5 protein-coding genes, 1 tRNA gene and 3 rRNA genes are annotated in these 18,027 nt (G+C 66.1%); 8 read left to right on the plus strand and 1 reads right to left on the minus strand.

Features of this window, described 5'->3' with window-relative positions; all coding sequences use genetic code 11:
* The first annotated feature begins 47 nt into the window (after positions 1-47).
* From dapA to OG361_RS29020, 6 genes are all read left to right on the plus strand, one after another.
* Positions 48-947 carry a 4-hydroxy-tetrahydrodipicolinate synthase gene (gene dapA, locus OG361_RS28995; protein ID WP_405858132.1) on the plus strand — a complete coding sequence of 300 codons (900 nt, stop codon included), beginning with the start codon at positions 48-50 and terminating at the stop codon, positions 945-947.
* A gap of 100 nt (positions 948-1,047) precedes the next feature.
* Entirely contained in the window at positions 1,048-2,733 is a 1,686-nt protein-coding gene (locus OG361_RS29000; RefSeq protein ID WP_384568433.1) for a ribonuclease J, read from the plus strand.
* A gap of 519 nt (positions 2,734-3,252) precedes the next feature.
* Positions 3,253-4,778: ribosomal RNA gene (locus OG361_RS29005) — 16S ribosomal RNA — on the plus strand.
* Positions 4,779-5,067: 289 nt separating this feature from the next.
* A 23S ribosomal RNA gene (locus tag OG361_RS29010) occupies positions 5,068-8,191 on the plus strand.
* A gap of 84 nt (positions 8,192-8,275) precedes the next feature.
* Positions 8,276-8,392 (plus strand): 5S ribosomal RNA (gene rrf, locus OG361_RS29015).
* Together the 16S, 23S and 5S rRNA genes with 1 tRNA gene alongside form the textbook arrangement of a ribosomal RNA operon.
* Before the next feature lie 5 nt (positions 8,393-8,397).
* Positions 8,398-8,473: transfer RNA gene (locus OG361_RS29020), tRNA-Thr, on the plus strand.
* Between the two features lie 96 nt (positions 8,474-8,569).
* On the opposite strand, the gene OG361_RS29025 is transcribed toward OG361_RS29020, so the two are convergent.
* On the minus strand, positions 8,570-11,215 hold the full coding sequence (locus tag OG361_RS29025; protein ID WP_405858134.1) for a SpoIIE family protein phosphatase: 2,646 nt from the start codon (positions 11,213-11,215) through the stop codon (positions 8,570-8,572).
* A 269-nt stretch (positions 11,216-11,484) separates the two neighbouring features.
* Here OG361_RS29025 and OG361_RS29030 point away from each other — a divergent pair, with 269 nt between their 5' ends.
* Both OG361_RS29030 and OG361_RS29035 read left to right on the plus strand, forming a co-directional pair.
* On the plus strand, positions 11,485-16,965 hold the full coding sequence (locus OG361_RS29030; RefSeq protein ID WP_405858136.1) for a HAMP domain-containing protein: 5,481 nt from the start codon (positions 11,485-11,487) through the stop codon (positions 16,963-16,965).
* 294 nt (positions 16,966-17,259) lie between these two features.
* The gene (locus OG361_RS29035; protein ID WP_383801202.1) at positions 17,260-17,934 is read left to right on the plus strand and encodes a two-component system response regulator; all 675 of its coding nucleotides are present in this window, start codon (positions 17,260-17,262) and stop codon (positions 17,932-17,934) included.
* Positions 17,935-18,027: the final 93 nt, after the last annotated feature.

Here is an 18,027-nt window from a genome sequence, read left to right on the forward strand (position 1 = left end):
TGCCCCTCGGGGACACCCGGCGCTGAGCAGCGAGTAGCGTGTTACCCATGGCTCCGATCTCCACTCCGCAGACCCCCTTCGGGCGGGTCCTCACCGCCATGGTCACGCCCTTCACGGCGGACGGCGCACTCGACCTCGACGGTGCCCAGCGACTGGCCACCCATCTGGTGGACGCAGGCAACGACGGCCTCGTCGTCAACGGGACCACCGGCGAGTCCCCCACCACCAGCGACGCGGAGAAATCGGAGCTGGTACGGGCTGTCCTGGAGGCGGTCGGAGACCGCGCCCACATCGTCGCCGGCATCGGCACCAACGACACCCACCACTCCGTCGAGCTCGCCCGCACCGCCGAGCGCGACGGCGCGCACGGCCTCCTCGCCGTGACGCCGTACTACAACAAGCCCTCGCAGGAGGGTCTCCGCCGCCACTTCTCGGCCATCGCCGACGCCACCGAGCTCCCGGTCATGCTCTACGACATCCCCGGCCGCAGCGGCGTCCCGATCGACACCGAGACGATCGTCCGCCTCGCCGAGCACCCCCGGATCGTCGCCAACAAGGACGCCAAGGGCGACCTCGGCCGCGCCAGCTGGGCCATCGCCCGCTCCGGCCTCGCCTGGTACTCCGGCGACGACATGCTCAACCTGCCGCTGCTCTCCGTGGGCGCCTGCGGCTTCGTCTCCGTCGTCGGCCACGTCGTCACGCCGGAGCTCCGCGCCCTCCTCGACGCCCACCTGGGCGGCGAGGTCCAGAAGGCGACCGAGATCCACCAGAAGCTGCTGCCGGTCTACACCGGCATGTTCCGCACCCAGGGCGTCATGACCACCAAGGCCGCCCTCGCCCTCCAGGGCCTCCCGGCCGGCCCGCTGCGCCTCCCGCTCGTGGAGCTCTCCGCCGAGGAGACCGAGCAGCTCAAGGTCGACCTGGCCGCCGGCGGGGTAGAACTCTGACAACGGACTTCACAACTGAACACTGACAACAGCAAGTGCACGAATGTCATGCGCGCCACGTGCCCGACCGGCACGTGGCGCGCGTGGTGAGGAGAGTCTTTTGAGTCATCCGCATCCTGAACTCGGTGCCCCGCCGAAGCTCCCGAAGGGCGCCCTGCGCGTCACCCCGCTCGGCGGGCTCGGCGAGATCGGCCGGAACATGACGGTCTTCGAGTTCGACGGCCGTCTGCTCATCGTCGACTGCGGCGTCCTCTTCCCCGAGGAGGAGCAGCCGGGTGTCGACCTGATCCTGCCCGACTTCACCATCATCCGGGACCGTCTCGACGACGTCGAAGGCATCGTGCTCACGCACGGCCACGAGGACCACATCGGCGCCGTCCCCTACCTGCTCCGGCTCAAGCCGGACATCCCGCTCATCGGCTCCAAGCTGACCCTCGCCCTGATCGAGGCCAAGCTCCAGGAGCACCGCATCCGCCCCTACACCCTTGAGGTGAAGGAGGGCGACCGGGAGATCCTGGGCTCGTTCGACTGCGAGTTCATCGCGGTCAACCACTCCATCCCGGACGCCCTCGCGGTGGCCATCCGCACCCCCGCGGGCATGGCCGTCGCGACCGGCGACTTCAAGATGGACCAGCTCCCGCTGGACGGCCGCCTCACCGACCTCCACGCGTTCGCGCGTCTGAGCGAGGAAGGCATCGACCTCCTTCTCTCGGACTCCACGAACGCCGAGGTCCCGGGCTTCGTCCCGCCGGAGAAGGACATCTCCAACGTCCTGCGCACGGTCTTCGCGAACGCCCAGAAGCGCATCATCGTGGCCAGCTTCGCCAGCCACGTGCACCGCATCCAGCAGATCCTCGACGCCGCCCACGAGTACGGCCGCCGGGTCGCCTTCGTCGGCCGTTCGATGGTCCGCAACATGGGCATCGCCCGCGACCTGGGCTACCTGCGGGTCCCGGCCGGTCTCGTCGTGGACGTGAAGACCCTCGACGACCTGCCGGACGACGAGGTCGTGCTCGTCTGCACGGGTTCCCAGGGCGAGCCCATGGCGGCGCTGTCCCGCATGGCCAACCGGGACCACCAGATCCGCATCGTCCCCGGCGACACGGTCATCCTGGCCTCGTCCCTCATCCCGGGCAACGAGAACGCGGTCTACCGCGTGATCAACGGCCTGACCCGCTGGGGCGCGAACGTCGTCCACAAGGGCAACGCCAAGGTCCACGTCTCGGGCCACGCCTCGGCCGGCGAGCTGCTGTACTTCTACAACATCTGCCGACCGAAGAACCTCATGCCGGTCCACGGCGAATGGCGCCACCTGCGCGCCAACGCCGAGCTCGGCGCGATGACGGGTATCCCCAAGGACCACATCGTCATCGCCGAGGACGGCGTCGTCGTCGACCTCATCGACGGCAAGGCCAAGATCGTCGGCAAGGTCCAGGCGGGTTACGTGTACGTCGACGGCCTCTCGGTCGGCGACGTCACCGAGGCCCACCTCAAGGACCGCCGGATCCTCGGCGACGAGGGCATCATCTCGGTCTTCGTGGTCGTGGACTCCTCGACCGGAAAGATCGTGAGCGGCCCGAACATCCACGCCCGCGGCTCCGGCATCGAGGACTCGGCGTTCGACGCCGTGGTCCCGAAGGTCGACCAGGTCCTGAACAAGTCGGCCCAGGACGGCGTCGTCGAACCCCACCAGCTCCAGCAGCTGATCCGCCGCACTGTCGGCAAGTGGGTCTCCGACACCTACCGCCGGCGCCCGATGATCCTCCCGGTCGTCGTGGAGGTCTGACCAGCGCCACACCGGAGCGGGGCCCCTCGATTTGCATCGGGGCGCCCCGCTCCAGTACGTTTACGGCTCCGCCAGACCGGGAAGTCCCGGCGCCGCTGTGCGCCAGGACGGGTGAACGGGAGGCGGAAATACCGACTCAGAACTTCTGATAAAGTCGGAACCGCCGAAAGGCCCCAGAGCAAAAGCGAATGGGACCGGAAAGCACCGAGGAAATCGGATCGGAAAGATCTGATAGAGTCGGAAACGCAAGAACGAAGGGAAGCCCGGAGGAAAGCCCGAGAGGGTGAGTACAAAGGAAGCGTCCGTTCCTTGAGAACTCAACAGCGTGCCAAAAATCAACGCCAGATTAGTTGATACCCCGTCCATCTTCGGATGGTCGAGGTTCCTTTGAAAAAGTCCACCCCTTGGGGTGGCACACTACAGCGAGGACGCTGTGGACAGTCGGCCCTATTCCGGCATGACTGTCCCGCTCAACGCGAGTGTCTCACCGGCCGTATTAATTTACTGGCCGAGTAAACATTCACGGAGAGTTTGATCCTGGCTCAGGACGAACGCTGGCGGCGTGCTTAACACATGCAAGTCGAACGATGAAGCCCTTCGGGGTGGATTAGTGGCGAACGGGTGAGTAACACGTGGGCAATCTGCCCTTCACTCTGGGACAAGCCCTGGAAACGGGGTCTAATACCGGATAACACCGGCCTCTGCATGGAGGCTGGTTAAAAGCTCCGGCGGTGAAGGATGAGCCCGCGGCCTATCAGCTTGTTGGTGGGGTAATGGCCTACCAAGGCGACGACGGGTAGCCGGCCTGAGAGGGCGACCGGCCACACTGGGACTGAGACACGGCCCAGACTCCTACGGGAGGCAGCAGTGGGGAATATTGCACAATGGGCGAAAGCCTGATGCAGCGACGCCGCGTGAGGGATGACGGCCTTCGGGTTGTAAACCTCTTTCAGCAGGGAAGAAGCGAAAGTGACGGTACCTGCAGAAGAAGCGCCGGCTAACTACGTGCCAGCAGCCGCGGTAATACGTAGGGCGCAAGCGTTGTCCGGAATTATTGGGCGTAAAGAGCTCGTAGGCGGCTTGTCACGTCGGGTGTGAAAGCCCGGGGCTTAACCCCGGGTCTGCATCCGATACGGGCAGGCTAGAGTGTGGTAGGGGAGATCGGAATTCCTGGTGTAGCGGTGAAATGCGCAGATATCAGGAGGAACACCGGTGGCGAAGGCGGATCTCTGGGCCATTACTGACGCTGAGGAGCGAAAGCGTGGGGAGCGAACAGGATTAGATACCCTGGTAGTCCACGCCGTAAACGTTGGGAACTAGGTGTTGGCGACATTCCACGTCGTCGGTGCCGCAGCTAACGCATTAAGTTCCCCGCCTGGGGAGTACGGCCGCAAGGCTAAAACTCAAAGGAATTGACGGGGGCCCGCACAAGCAGCGGAGCATGTGGCTTAATTCGACGCAACGCGAAGAACCTTACCAAGGCTTGACATATACCGGAAAGCATTAGAGATAGTGCCCCCCTTGTGGTCGGTATACAGGTGGTGCATGGCTGTCGTCAGCTCGTGTCGTGAGATGTTGGGTTAAGTCCCGCAACGAGCGCAACCCTTGTCCTGTGTTGCCAGCATGCCCTTCGGGGTGATGGGGACTCACAGGAGACCGCCGGGGTCAACTCGGAGGAAGGTGGGGACGACGTCAAGTCATCATGCCCCTTATGTCTTGGGCTGCACACGTGCTACAATGGCCGGTACAAAGAGCTGCGATGCCGCGAGGCGGAGCGAATCTCAAAAAGCCGGTCTCAGTTCGGATTGGGGTCTGCAACTCGACCCCATGAAGTCGGAGTTGCTAGTAATCGCAGATCAGCATTGCTGCGGTGAATACGTTCCCGGGCCTTGTACACACCGCCCGTCACGTCACGAAAGTCGGTAACACCCGAAGCCGGTGGCCCAACCCCTTGTGGGAGGGAGCTGTCGAAGGTGGGACTGGCGATTGGGACGAAGTCGTAACAAGGTAGCCGTACCGGAAGGTGCGGCTGGATCACCTCCTTTCTAAGGAGCACAGTACCGATTGCAGGCAAATGTTCTGCACGGTCAGCTCATGGGTGGAACGTTGATTAGTTGGCGTGAGCGAACCTGTTGGTTCTTCGAGTACTGCTTCGGCGTGGAAAGAAGAGTCCGGTGGGTGGCTCACGCTTGGCACGTTGTTGGGTATCTGAGGGTGCGGCCGTATGGTCGTTGCCTTCGTGATGCCGGCCCCAGTGAACTCATCGGCTTGTCCGGTGGGGTGATGGGTGGCTGGTCGTTGTTTGAGAACTACACAGTGGACGCGAGCATCTGTGGCCAAGTTTTTAAGGGCGCACGGTGGATGCCTTGGCACCAGGAACCGATGAAGGACGTGGGAGGCCACGATAGTCCCCGGGGAGCCGTCAACCAGGCTTTGATCCGGGGGTTTCCGAATGGGGAAACCCGGCAGTCGTCATGGGCTGTCACCCATGCCTGAACACATAGGGCATGTGGAGGGAACGAGGGGAAGTGAAACATCTCAGTACCCTCAGGAAGAGAAAACAACCGTGATTCCGGGAGTAGTGGCGAGCGAAACCGGATGAGGCCAAACCGTATGCGTGTGATACCCGGCAGGGGTTGCGCATGCGGGGTTGTGGGATCTCTCTTTCACAGTCTGCCGGCTGTGAGACGAGTCAGAAACCGTATGGATAGGCGAAGGACATGCGAAAGGTCCGGCGTAGAGGGTAAGACCCCCGTAGCTGAAATTCATGCGGCTCGTTTGAGAGACACCCAAGTAGCACGGGGCCCGAGAAATCCCGTGTGAATCTGGCGGGACCACCCGCTAAGCCTAAATATTCCCTGGTGACCGATAGCGGATAGTACCGTGAGGGAATGGTGAAAAGTACCGCGGGAGCGGAGTGAAATAGTACCTGAAACCGTGTGCCTACAAGCCGTGGGAGCGTCGCTCATTGGGTTTACCCAATGGGTCGTGACTGCGTGCCTTTTGAAGAATGAGCCTGCGAGTTTGCGGTGTGTTGCGAGGTTAACCCGTGTGGGGAAGCCGTAGCGAAAGCGAGTCCGAATAGGGCGATTCAGTAGCACGCTCAAGACCCGAAGCGGAGTGATCTAGCCATGGGCAGGTTGAAGCGGAGGTAAGACTTCGTGGAGGACCGAACCCACCAGGGTTGAAAACCTGGGGGATGACCTGTGGTTAGGGGTGAAAGGCCAATCAAACTCCGTGATAGCTGGTTCTCCCCGAAATGCATTTAGGTGCAGCGTCGTGTGTTTCTTGCCGGAGGTAGAGCACTGGATAGGCGATGGGCCCTACCGGGTTACTGACCTTAGCCAAACTCCGAATGCCGGTAAGTGAGAGCACGGCAGTGAGACTGTGGGGGATAAGCTCCATGGTCGAGAGGGAAACAGCCCAGAGCATCGACTAAGGCCCCTAAGCGTACGCTAAGTGGGAAAGGATGTGGAGTCGCAGAGACAACCAGGAGGTTGGCTTAGAAGCAGCCACCCTTGAAAGAGTGCGTAATAGCTCACTGGTCAAGTGATTCCGCGCCGACAATGTAGCGGGGCTCAAGCGTACCGCCGAAGTCGTGTCATTGCAGCGTATAGCCCCAACGGGTGTTGTGATGGGTAGGGGAGCGTCGTGTGCCGGGTGAAGCAGCCGCGGAAGCGAGTTGTGGACGGTTCACGAGTGAGAATGCAGGCATGAGTAGCGATACACACGTGAGAAACGTGTGCGCCGATTGACTAAGGGTTCCTGGGTCAAGCTGATCTGCCCAGGGTAAGTCGGGACCTAAGGCGAGGCCGACAGGCGTAGTCGATGGACAACCGGTTGATATTCCGGTACCCGCTTTGAAACGCCCAATATCGAGCCCATTAATGCTAAGGCCGTGAAGCCGTTCCGGACCCTTCGGGGAAAGGAAAGTGGTGGAGCCGTCGATCCAAGGTGGTAGTAGGTAAGCGATGGGGTGACGCAGGAAGGTAGTCCAGCCCGGGCGGTGGTAGTCCCGGGGTAAGGGTGTAGGGCGTGTGATAGGCAAATCCGTCACGCATTAAGCCTGAGACCTGATGCCGAGCCGATTGTGGTGAAGTGGATGATCCTATGCTGTCGAGAAAAGCCTCTAGCGAGTTTCATGGCGGCCCGTACCCTAAACCGACTCAGGTGGTCAGGTAGAGAATACCGAGGCGTTCGGGTGAACTATGGTTAAGGAACTCGGCAAAATGCCCCCGTAACTTCGGGAGAAGGGGGGCCATCACTGGTGATCGGATTTACTCCGTGAGCTGGGGGTGGCCGCAGAGACCAGCGAGAAGCGACTGTTTACTAAAAACACAGGTCCGTGCGAAGCCGTAAGGCGATGTATACGGACTGACGCCTGCCCGGTGCTGGAACGTTAAGGGGACCGGTTAGTCACATTTCGGTGTGGCGAAGCTGAGAACTTAAGCGCCAGTAAACGGCGGTGGTAACTATAACCATCCTAAGGTAGCGAAATTCCTTGTCGGGTAAGTTCCGACCTGCACGAATGGCGTAACGACTTCTCGACTGTCTCAACCATAGGCCCGGTGAAATTGCACTACGAGTAAAGATGCTCGTTTCGCGCAGCAGGACGGAAAGACCCCGGGACCTTTACTACAGTTTGATATTGGTGTTCGGTTCGGCTTGTGTAGGATAGGTGGGAGACTTTGAAGCCGTGACGCCAGTCATGGTGGAGTCGCCGTTGAAATACCACTCTGGTCGTGCTGGATGTCTAACCTCGGTCCGTGATCCGGATCAGGGACAGTGTCTGATGGGTAGTTTAACTGGGGCGGTTGCCTCCCAAAGGGTAACGGAGGCGCCCAAAGGTTCCCTCAGCCTGGTTGGCAATCAGGTGTTGAGTGTAAGTGCACAAGGGAGCTTGACTGTGAGACCGACGGGTCGAGCAGGGACGAAAGTCGGGACTAGTGATCCGGCGGTGGCTTGTGGAAGCGCCGTCGCTCAACGGATAAAAGGTACCCCGGGGATAACAGGCTGATCTTCCCCAAGAGTCCATATCGACGGGATGGTTTGGCACCTCGATGTCGGCTCGTCGCATCCTGGGGCTGGAGTCGGTCCCAAGGGTTGGGCTGTTCGCCCATTAAAGCGGTACGCGAGCTGGGTTTAGAACGTCGTGAGACAGTTCGGTCCCTATCCGCTGCGCGCGCAGGAATATTGAGAAGGGCTGTCCCTAGTACGAGAGGACCGGGACGGACGAACCTCTGGTGTGCCAGTTGTCCTGCCAAGGGCATGGCTGGTTGGCTACGTTCGGGAGGGATAACCGCTGAAAGCATCTAAGCGGGAAGCCTGCTTCGAGATGAGTATTCCCACCTCCTTGAGAGGGTAAGGCTCCCAGTAGACGACTGGGTTGATAGGCCGGATGTGGAAGCCCAGTAATGGGTGGAGCTGACCGGTACTAATAGGCCGAGGGCTTGTCCTCAGTTGCTCGCGTCCACTGTGTTAGTTCTGAAGTAACGAACACGCCCCCCTTCGGGTGGTGCGGCGGTTCATATCTTCATAGTGTTTCGGTGGTCATAGCGTTAGGGAAACGCCCGGTTACATTCCGAACCCGGAAGCTAAGCCTTTCAGCGCCGATGGTACTGCAGGGGGGACCCTGTGGGAGAGTAGGACGCCGCCGAACAACCCGCCCTTTTAGCTCAGTCGGTAGAGCGTCTCCATGGTAAGGAGAAGGTCAACGGTTCGATTCCGTTAAAGGGCTCCACTTGAAAAGGCCCCCGCCATTTGGCGGGGGCCTTTTTGCGTTTGCGTGGCGGGTGGGGGTGCGGCGGCCCCGGTTGGGGGCCGCCACATCAGTGGGTCAGTGGAGGTCGGGCTCTCGGAGGCGCATGGCCAGGATGGCCATGTCGTCGGAGGCGGGGGCCTGGGCGAAGCGCTCGACCGCGCGGAGGACACGGGAGGCGACCGCGCCGGCCGTCAGGCCCGTACACGTCCTGAGGACTTCGGCGAGGCCGTCGTCGCCCAGCATGCGGGTGCCTTCGCGGCGCTCCGTCACTCCGTCCGTGACACAGAGGAGGACGTCGCCCGGGTCGAGCGTGATCGTCTGCTCGTACAGCTCCAGGTCCTCCATGACACCGAGGAGCGGCTGCGGCTCTGCCGCCGGCTCGACCGTGCCGTCCTGGCGGAGGCGCAGCGGCAGGGGGTGGCCCGCGCAGACGACCTTCAGGATCGCGGAGCCGTCCTCCTGCGGCCGCATCTCCCCGTAGAGCAGGGTGAGGAAGCGGCTGCGGGCGCCCTCGTCGAGGATCGCCGCGTTGAGCCGCTCCAGGACGGCCGGGCCGCTGAAACCCTCCCGGGCCAGGAGGCGCAGGGCGTGACGGGCCAGGCCGGTGACGGCCGCGGCTTCCGGGCCCGTACCGCAGACGTCGCCGATGGCGAATCCGTACGCGCCGTCGCGGATCGGGAAGAGGTCGTAGAAGTCACCGCCGACCTCGTTGCCCTCGCCGGCCGCGCGGTAGATGACGTCTACCTCGACGCCGGGGATCACCGGGAGGCCCGGCGGGAGGAGGCTGCGCTGGAGGGACTGGCTGATCGCCACGCGCTCCGAGTAGAGGCGGGCGTTGTCCAGGGCCAGGGCGGCACGGCGCGAGAGGTCCTCGGCCAGCTCCAGGATCTCCTGGCGGAAGTGGTCCTCCGAGGGGCGGCCGAGGGTCAGCATGCCGATGACACGGTTACGGGCGACCAGTGGCAGGACGACGGTCTCGCCGGCGACCGTGCTCGCGGTCGCCAGGGTGGTGTCGATGCCGGAGGAGAGCGGGCTCGTGGGGTGGTCGAGGGCGCGGACCGAGGCGCTGAGCGCCGCTCGGTGGGCGGCGTCGCCGGGGGCCGTCCAGACCCGGGCGCCGGGGGTCGGCACCGGGTCGGGCGGGGCGATCGAGGAGAGCAGGTCCTTCAGGCCGTCGATGCGGTCCTCGTCCTCGTGGAGCACGTACGAGAGGTACGGGTCGGAGGCCTGGTCGGCGATCGTGTAGACCGCGCACCAGGTGGCGAGGGTCGGGACCGTCATCTGGGCCATCAGGGCCAGGGTCTGGTCGCGGTCGAGGGTGCCGGCGAGGAGGTCGGAGGCCTCGACCAGGAAGCTGAGTGAGCCGCGGCGGAGGCGTTCGAGCTCGCCGAGGCGGGCCGACTCGACCGCCAGGGCGATGCGGTCGGCGGCGAACTGGAGGCGGAGGGCCTCCTCGTTGGAATAGCGGTTCGCGGACTCCGCGGCCACGCCCAGGGAACCGGTGAGCCGGCCCTCGACCTTGAGCGGGACGGTGACCACCGAGCGCATGCCGGTGCCTTCGAGGAGGGGGACGGCGCCGGGGACGGCCGCCAGGTCCTCGTGGACGGCGGGCATCCTGGCGGAGCCGTAGCGGCTGGCGCCGGTCTCGACGGGGACGCGGGCGAAGCGCTGGCGGGCGGCCGGGAGTCCGGTGGTCGCCCGTACTTCGAGCTCGGTCTCGTCGTCGGTGGCGAGCAGGAGGAAGGCGGCGTCACCGTCGAGCATGTCGCGGGCGCGCTCGACCGTGCGCTGGAGGAGGCCGTCGAGGTCGTCGGGGGCCGGGGAGCCGATGAAGACCTCGAAGGGGTCCGTGGCGCGGCTCTCGGAGCCCGGTTCGGCGGCGGGGCGCTGCGGGGTCTGGAGGACGGCCCGCTCGTGCTCCCGTACGAGGAGACAGACGGTGGAGGGCTCGCCCTGGGTGTCGCGGACCCGGAGGTGGGAGGCGTAGACGGGGATGACGCGGCCGTCGGCGCAGCGGATGCCGTAGCTGCCCTCCCAGCGGGAGAGGCGCAGGGCCTCGGCGAGGCCGGTGCCGATGCCGGGGGTGTGCGGCCAGGCGGCGAGGTCGCCGAGGGGCTTGCCGGTGACCTGGTCGGAGGCGTAGCCGAAGAGCTCCTCGGCGTCCTCGTTCCAGGCGGTGACGGCTCCACCGCGGTCGATCTGGGTGACGGCGACGCGGACGCGGCTCTCGGCGGCGGGGAGGAGGGCGTCGGGGAGGACGGGGCCGGCGGAGCGGGTGCCCACCGGGCGCTGGGGGAGGTCGAGGTGGAACCAGACGTGCTTGCGGGTGGGGGAGTAGTCGACGCCCCAGCGGTGCGCGAGGGCGGCGCAGAGCAGCAGGCCCCGGCCGTTCTCGCGGTCCGGGCTGCCCAGGGAGCGGCCGTTCTGGACGGGGATCTCGCGCTCGGGGTAGCGGTCGGCGACCTCGACGCGGATGCTGTCCTCGGCGCGGAGGCAGAGGACCTCGGCGGAGGTGCCCGCGTGGATGACGGCGTTGGTGACGAGCTCGCTGGTCAGGACGACGGCGTCGTCGACGAGCTCGGGGTGCCCCCAGCCCTGGAGGGTGTCTCTGACGAAGGCGCGGGCGGCCGCGACGGACCGCCCGACGGGCTCGAAGCTGGCAGTCGCCCGCGCGGTGATCACAGCACTCCTCGTACGCGTCTCGACGCCCGGTTCTGCCATGATCGGTCTGTCCCTCCCACTGCCCGGTGGTCGTGCGCACACCACACCGACCCCGCCGGGCGGACCGGGGTGGTTGGACAGCCGTAAGCCAGGTTACTTACCTTCGCTGTCCGCGCGGATGCCGGTCATCACAGTTTCCGTCCCCCGGGGGTGGGGACGCTGTGCGAAGCTGCCGAACTGTTATCGCCTGGTTCGGTGGCGGTGAAACACTGGGCAGGCTATCGGCGAGAGCCGGAAGCGTACGGTCGACCCCTTTCGGGAGGGACACGGTGGAGTCTGGCACGGCGGCGCGACGTGGCGGCAGCGGCACGCGCGCGAGGGGCGGGCGTCCTCGTGGGGGGACGGTCCAGGTGGACGAGGCGGCGCTGGAGCGGTTGCTGGCCGCACTGGTGTCGATGCGGGACGGGAACTTCCGCAAGCGGCTCACGATGTCCGGCGACGGGGTCATGGCGGAGATCTCCGCCGTGTTCAACGAGGTCGCGGACCGGCAGATGCACGTGACGGGCGAGTTGTCGCGGGTCCGGCGGGTGGTCGGCCGCGAGGGCAAGCTGTCCGAGCGGCTGGAGGCGGGGGCCACCGAGGGGGCGTGGGCCGCGGCGATCGAGGCCGCGAACGCGCTGGTGGACGATCTGGCGCGGCCGGTGTCCGAGGTGGGCCGGGTCCTGTCCGCGGTGGCCGAGGGCGACCTCGACCAGCGGATGGACCTGCGTTCGGAGGGTGCCGACGGAGCCGTACGGCCGCTGCGCGGAGAGTTCCTGAAGGTCGCGCGTACCGCCAACAACCTCGTCGACCAGCTGTCGGTCTTCGCCTCCGAGGTGACGAGGGTCGCCGTCGAGGTGGGTACGGACGGCAAGCTGGGCGGGCAGGCGCAGGTGCGCGGGGTGTCCGGTTCGTGGAAGGACCTCACGGACTCGGTCAACACGATGGCGAACCGGCTGACGGCCCAGGTGCGGGACATCGCGCTGGTGACGACTGCGGTCGCGGACGGCGACCTGTCGCAGAAGGTCACCGCGAACGTCGCCGGCGAGATGCTGGAGCTGAAGAACACCGTCAACCGGATGGTGGACCAGCTGTCGTCGTTCTCCTCCGAGGTGACCCGGGTCGCCCGTGAGGTGGGTACGGAGGGCGAGCTCGGCGGCCAGGCCGAGGTGGCCGGGGTCGCGGGCGTCTGGAAGGACCTCACCGATTCCGTCAACACGATGGCGGGAAATCTCACCAATCAGGTGAGAGGGATCGCCGAGGTGACGACCGCGGTCGCCAACGGTGATCTGTCGCAGAAGGTGCGGGTCTCCGCGCGCGGTGAGATCGCGCAGCTCGCGGACACGATCAACCAGATGACCGAGACGCTGCGGACGTTCGCCGACGAGGTGACCCGGGTCTCCGGTGAGGTCGGGGCGCAGGGTCTGCTCGGCGGTCAGGCGCAGGTGCCGGGCGCGGCGGGTACGTGGAAGGACCTCACGGACTCGGTCAACACCGTCTTCCGGAACATCACCACGCAGGTGCGGGACATCGCGCAGGTGACGACGGCGGTGGCCAACGGTGACCTGTCGCAGAAGGTCACGGTCGACGTGGCCGGCGAGATGCTGGAGCTGAAGAACACCGTCAACACGATGGTGGACCAGCTGTCGGCCTTCGGTTCCGAGGTGACCCGGGTGGCCCGGGAGGTCGGGGTCGAGGGTCTGCTCGGCGGTCAGGCCGAGGTGCCGGGCGCGGCGGGTACCTGGAAGGACCTCACCGACTCGGTGAACACGGCCTTCCGGAACCTGACCGGTCAGGTGCGGGACATCGCGCAGGTGACGACGGCGGTGGCCAACGGTGACCTGTCGCAGAAGGTCACGGTCGACGTGGCCGGCGAGATGCTGGAGCTGAAGAACACCGTCAACACGATGGTGTCGCAGCTCTCGTCCTTCGCGGACCAGGTGACGCGGATGGCGCGGGACGTGGGTACCGAGGGCCGGCTCGGGGGTCAGGCGCGGGTGGACGGCGTCTCCGGTCGCTGGCGGGAGCTCACGGACTCCGTGAACTTCATGGCCGGCAACCTGACGTCGCAGGTGCGGCAGATCGCGCAGGTGACGACGGCCGTGGCCCGTGGTGACCTGTCGCAGAAGATCGACGTGGACGCGCGGGGCGAGATCCTGGAGCTGAAGAACACCATCAACACGATGGTCGACCAGCTCTCCGCCTTCGCGGACCAGGTGACCCGGGTGGCCCGTGAGGTGGGTACGGACGGCCGGCTCGGCGGTCAGGCGCAGGTGCCGGGCGTGGCCGGGGTGTGGCGTGATCTGACGGACTCGGTGAACGGCATGGCCGGGAACCTGACGACCCAGGTCCGTAACATCGCGCAGGTCGCCACGGCGGTCGCCCGTGGTGACCTGTCGCAGAAGATCGACGTGGACGCGCGGGGCGAGATCCTGGAGCTGAAGAACACCCTCAACACGATGGTGGACCAGCTCTCGAACTTCGCCGAGCAGGTGACGCGGGTGGCCCGTGAGGTGGGCACCGAGGGAATCCTGGGTGGTCAGGCCGAGGTGCAGGGGGTCTCCGGCACCTGGAAGGACCTCACCCAGTCGGTGAACTTCATGGCGAACAACCTGACGATCCAGGTGCGCAACATCGCCGAGGTCACGACGGCGGTCGCGATGGGCGACCTCTCCAAGAAGATCACGGTGGACGCCCGGGGCGAAATCCTGGAGCTGGTGACGACGGTCAACACGATGGTCGACCAGCTGTCGAACTTCGCGGACGAGGTCACGCGGGTGGCCCGTGAGGTGGGTACGGAGGGCATCCTCGGCGGCCAGGCGCGGGTGCGCGGGGTCACCGGTACCTGGAAGGACCTGAGCGACAACGTCAACCTGATGGCCAACAACCTGACCAGTCAGGTGCGGAACATCTCCCGGGTCTCGGCGGCGGTCGCCAACGGCGATCTGACGAAGAAGGTGACGGTCGAGGCGCGGGGCGAGGTCGCCGAGCTCGCCGAGACCGTCAACACCATGGTGACGACCCTGTCGTCCTTCGCGGACGAGGTCACGCGGGTGGCCCGCGAGGTGGGTACGGAGGGCGAGCTGGGCGGCCAGGCCCGGGTGCCGGGTGTCTCCGGCACCTGGAAGGACCTGACCGAGTCGGTGAACTCGATGGCCGACAACCTCACCGGTCAGGTGCGGCAGATCGCCGCCGTCACCACCGCCATCGCCAAGGGCGACCTCACCAAGAAGATCGACATCGACGCGCGCGGTGAGATCCAGGAGCTGAAGAACACCATCAACACGATGGTCGACCAGCTGTCGAACTTCGCCGAGGAGGTCACCCGCGTGGCCCGCGAGGTGGGCACCGACGGGCAGCTCGGCGGCCAGGCCCGGGTCCGGGACGTGGAGGGCACCTGGAGCGATCTCACCGAGTCCGTGAACGAGATGGCCGGGAACCTCACCCGGCAGGTGCGGGCCATCGCGGCCGTCGCCACCGCGGTGACCCGCGGTGACCTCAACGTCAAGATCGACGGTGTGGACGCGGCCGGCGAGATCCAGGCGCTCCAGGACAACATCAACACGATGATCGCCAACCTGCGCGACACCACCCTCGCCAACGACGAGCAGGACTGGCTCAAGAGCAACCTGGCCCGTATCTCCGGCCTCATGCAGGGCCGCCGGGACCTCGACGACGTGGCCTCGCTCATCATGAGCGAGCTGACGCCGGTGGTCTCGGCGCAGCACGGCGCCTTCTTCGTGGCCATGCCGACGGGCTCCGCCCACAGCGACGCCGAACTCGTCGGTGAGGGCGACGGCTCGTACGAGCTGCGGATGCGCGGGAGTTACGGATACTCCACCGGGTCCATGCCGACCTCGTTCCGCCCCGGCGAGACGCTCATCGGGACGGCCGCCGAGGAGAAGCGGACCATCCAGGTCAATGTGCCGCCGGGCTATCTGAAGATCTCCTCGGGGCTCGGGGAGGCCTCGCCCGCGCATGTGATCGTGCTTCCGGTGCTCTTCGAGGGCAAGGTCCTCGGGGTGATCGAGCTGGCCTCGTTCCAGCCGTTCACGCAGATCCAGCGGGACTTCCTCAACCAGATCGCCGAGCTGATCGCGACCACCGTCAACACCATCAGCGTCAACACCAAGACCGAGGTGCTGCTCCAGCAGTCGCAGGAGCTCACCGAGCAGCTGAAGGAGCGTTCGGCCGAGCTGGAGCACCGTCAGAAGGAGCTCCAGGGCTCCAACCTGGAGCTGGAGGAGAAGGCCGAGCTGCTGGCCCGGCAGAACCGCGACATCGAGGTGAAGAACACCGAGATCGAGGAGGCCCGGCAGGTCCTGGAGGAGCGTGCCGAGCAGCTCGCCGTCTCCATGCGGTACAAGTCCGAGTTCCTGGCCAACATGTCGCACGAGCTGCGTACGCCGCTCAACTCGCTGCTGATCCTGGCCAAGCTGCTCGCGGACAACGCCGAGACCAACCTCACGCCGAAGCAGGTCGAGTTCGCGGAGACCATCCACGGTGCCGGTTCGGACCTGCTCCAGCTGATCAACGACATCCTCGACCTGTCCAAGGTCGAGGCGGGCAAGATGGACGTCTCGCCGACGCGGATCGCGCTCGTCCAGCTCGTCGACTACGTGGAGGCCACCTTCCGGCCGCTCACGGCGGAGAAGGGGCTCGACTTCTCGGTGCGGGTCTCGCCCGAGCTGCCGGCCACGCTCCACACCGACGAGCAGCGGCTGCTCCAGGTGCTGCGCAACCTCCTCTCCAACGCGGTGAAGTTCACGGATTCCGGTGCGGTGGAGCTGGTGATCCGGCCGGCGAGCGCGGACGTGCCGCAGTCGATCCGCGAGCAGCTCCTGGAGGCCGGTTCGCTGCGCGATCCGGAGGCCGATCTGATCGCGTTCTCGGTCACCGACACCGGGATCGGGATCGCGGCGAGCAAGATGCGGGTCATCTTCGAGGCGTTCAAGCAGGCCGACGGCACGACCAGCCGGAAGTACGGCGGTACGGGTCTGGGGCTCTCGATCAGCCGGGAGATCGCACGGCTGCTCGGCGGCGAGATCTTCGCGGCGAGCGAGCCGGGCCGCGGCTCGACCTTCACGCTCTACCTGCCGCTGAGCCCGACGGAGCTGCAGTCGAACGGCTACGGGCAGGGGGCGTCGGAGGCCGAGGACCAGCAGGGCGCCGAGGACGGGGCGAGCGGGGCCGTCCACACCTTCCCGCACTTCCCGCCGCCGCCCGTACGGACGGAGGCGCGGTCCGGGGCCGGGGCGCTGTTCCGGCACCGGCGGAAGGCCGCGGCGGAGGCGACCGGGGCGCGGACCGCGGTGCCGTGGCAGTCGGGTCAGCAGGCCGCCGCGGACCGGGGGGAACCGGAGGCGGAGGTCGTGCCGCGTCGTACGTTCGGCTTCTCGGGCGAGAAGGTGCTGATCGTGGACGACGACATCCGTAACGTGTTCGCGCTCACGAGCGTCCTGGAGCAGCACGGTCTCGCGGTGCTGTACGCGGAGAACGGGCGCGAGGGCATCGAGGTCCTGGAGCAGCACGATGACGTCACGGTCGTGCTCATGGACATCATGATGCCGGAGATGGACGGATACGCGACGACGACCGCGATCCGGCGGATGCCGCAGTTCGCGGGGCTGCCGATCATCGCGCTGACGGCGAAGGCGATGAAGGGCGACCGGGAGAAGGCGATCGAGTCGGGCGCCTCGGACTACGTGACCAAGCCGGTCGACCCCGATCACCTGCTGTCCGTCATGGAACAGTGGATGCGGGGGAAGTGACTCCGGCCCGGGGGTCCGCGCGGTGCTCCGCGCGGGCCCCCCGGTTCCGCTGACGGGCTGTCGCCACAGGCGTGTGAGAGGGCGGGATACGGGGAACCTTCTGGTCTCCCACCGCGTTTCTGCTACGTGCACAGTGACATCGCGGTGACAGGGTGTGGCGACGGGCGGGGTGCGGCTACGATGACCGGCACAAGGACGGACGGCGCTAGGGAGTCGTCTTCTGGGGCGGCGCCCGGTGCTTCCCTCGGTTCGGGGAGCCGGGGTGAGCCGTTGCCGGGACGAGGAGGACGGGGCATGGTGCAGAAGGCCAAGATCCTCCTGGTCGATGACCGGCCGGAGAATCTGCTGGCGCTGGAGGCCATTCTCTCCGCGCTCGATCAGACGCTGGTGCGGGCATCGTCCGGGGAGGAAGCGCTCAAGGCGCTGCTGACGGACGACTTCGCGGTCATCCTGCTGGACGTCCAGATGCCGGGAATGGACGGTTTCGAGACCGCGGCGCACATCAAGCGGCGTGAGCGGACCCGGGACATCCCGATCATCTTCCTCACCGCCATCAACCACGGCCCCCACCACACCTTCCGGGGGTACGCGGCCGGCGCGGTCGACTACATCTCGAAGCCCTTCGACCCGTGGGTGCTGCGCGCCAAGGTCTCGGTCTTCGTCGAGCTCTACATGAAGAACTGCAAGCTGCGCGAGCAGGCCGCCCTGCTGCGGCTGCAGTTGGAGGGCGGCGCGGAGGGCGGTCACGGCAAGGAGTCCGCCGGTCTGCTCGCCGAGCTCTCGGCCCGCCTCGCCGCCGTCGAGGAGCAGGCGGAGGCGCTGTCGAAGCAGCTCGACGACGACTCCGCCGACGCGGCGGCCGTCGCCACCGCCGCGCACCTGGAGCGCAAGCTCACCGGGCTGCGGCGGGCTCTGGACGCCCTGGAGCCGGGCACCGGCGCCGCGCCTACGCTGCCCGCCCAGAGTTGACGTTCCGTCAACCGGCGGAGCCTGGTGATCCGGCGTCAGCTTCGCACCCCTGCAAGGACGACACGATCGGGTGAGGCGGACAGCCCGTCCCCT

The organism is Streptomyces sp. NBC_00090 (assembly GCF_045160815.1).
GTDB lineage: Bacteria > Actinomycetota > Actinomycetes > Streptomycetales > Streptomycetaceae > Streptomyces.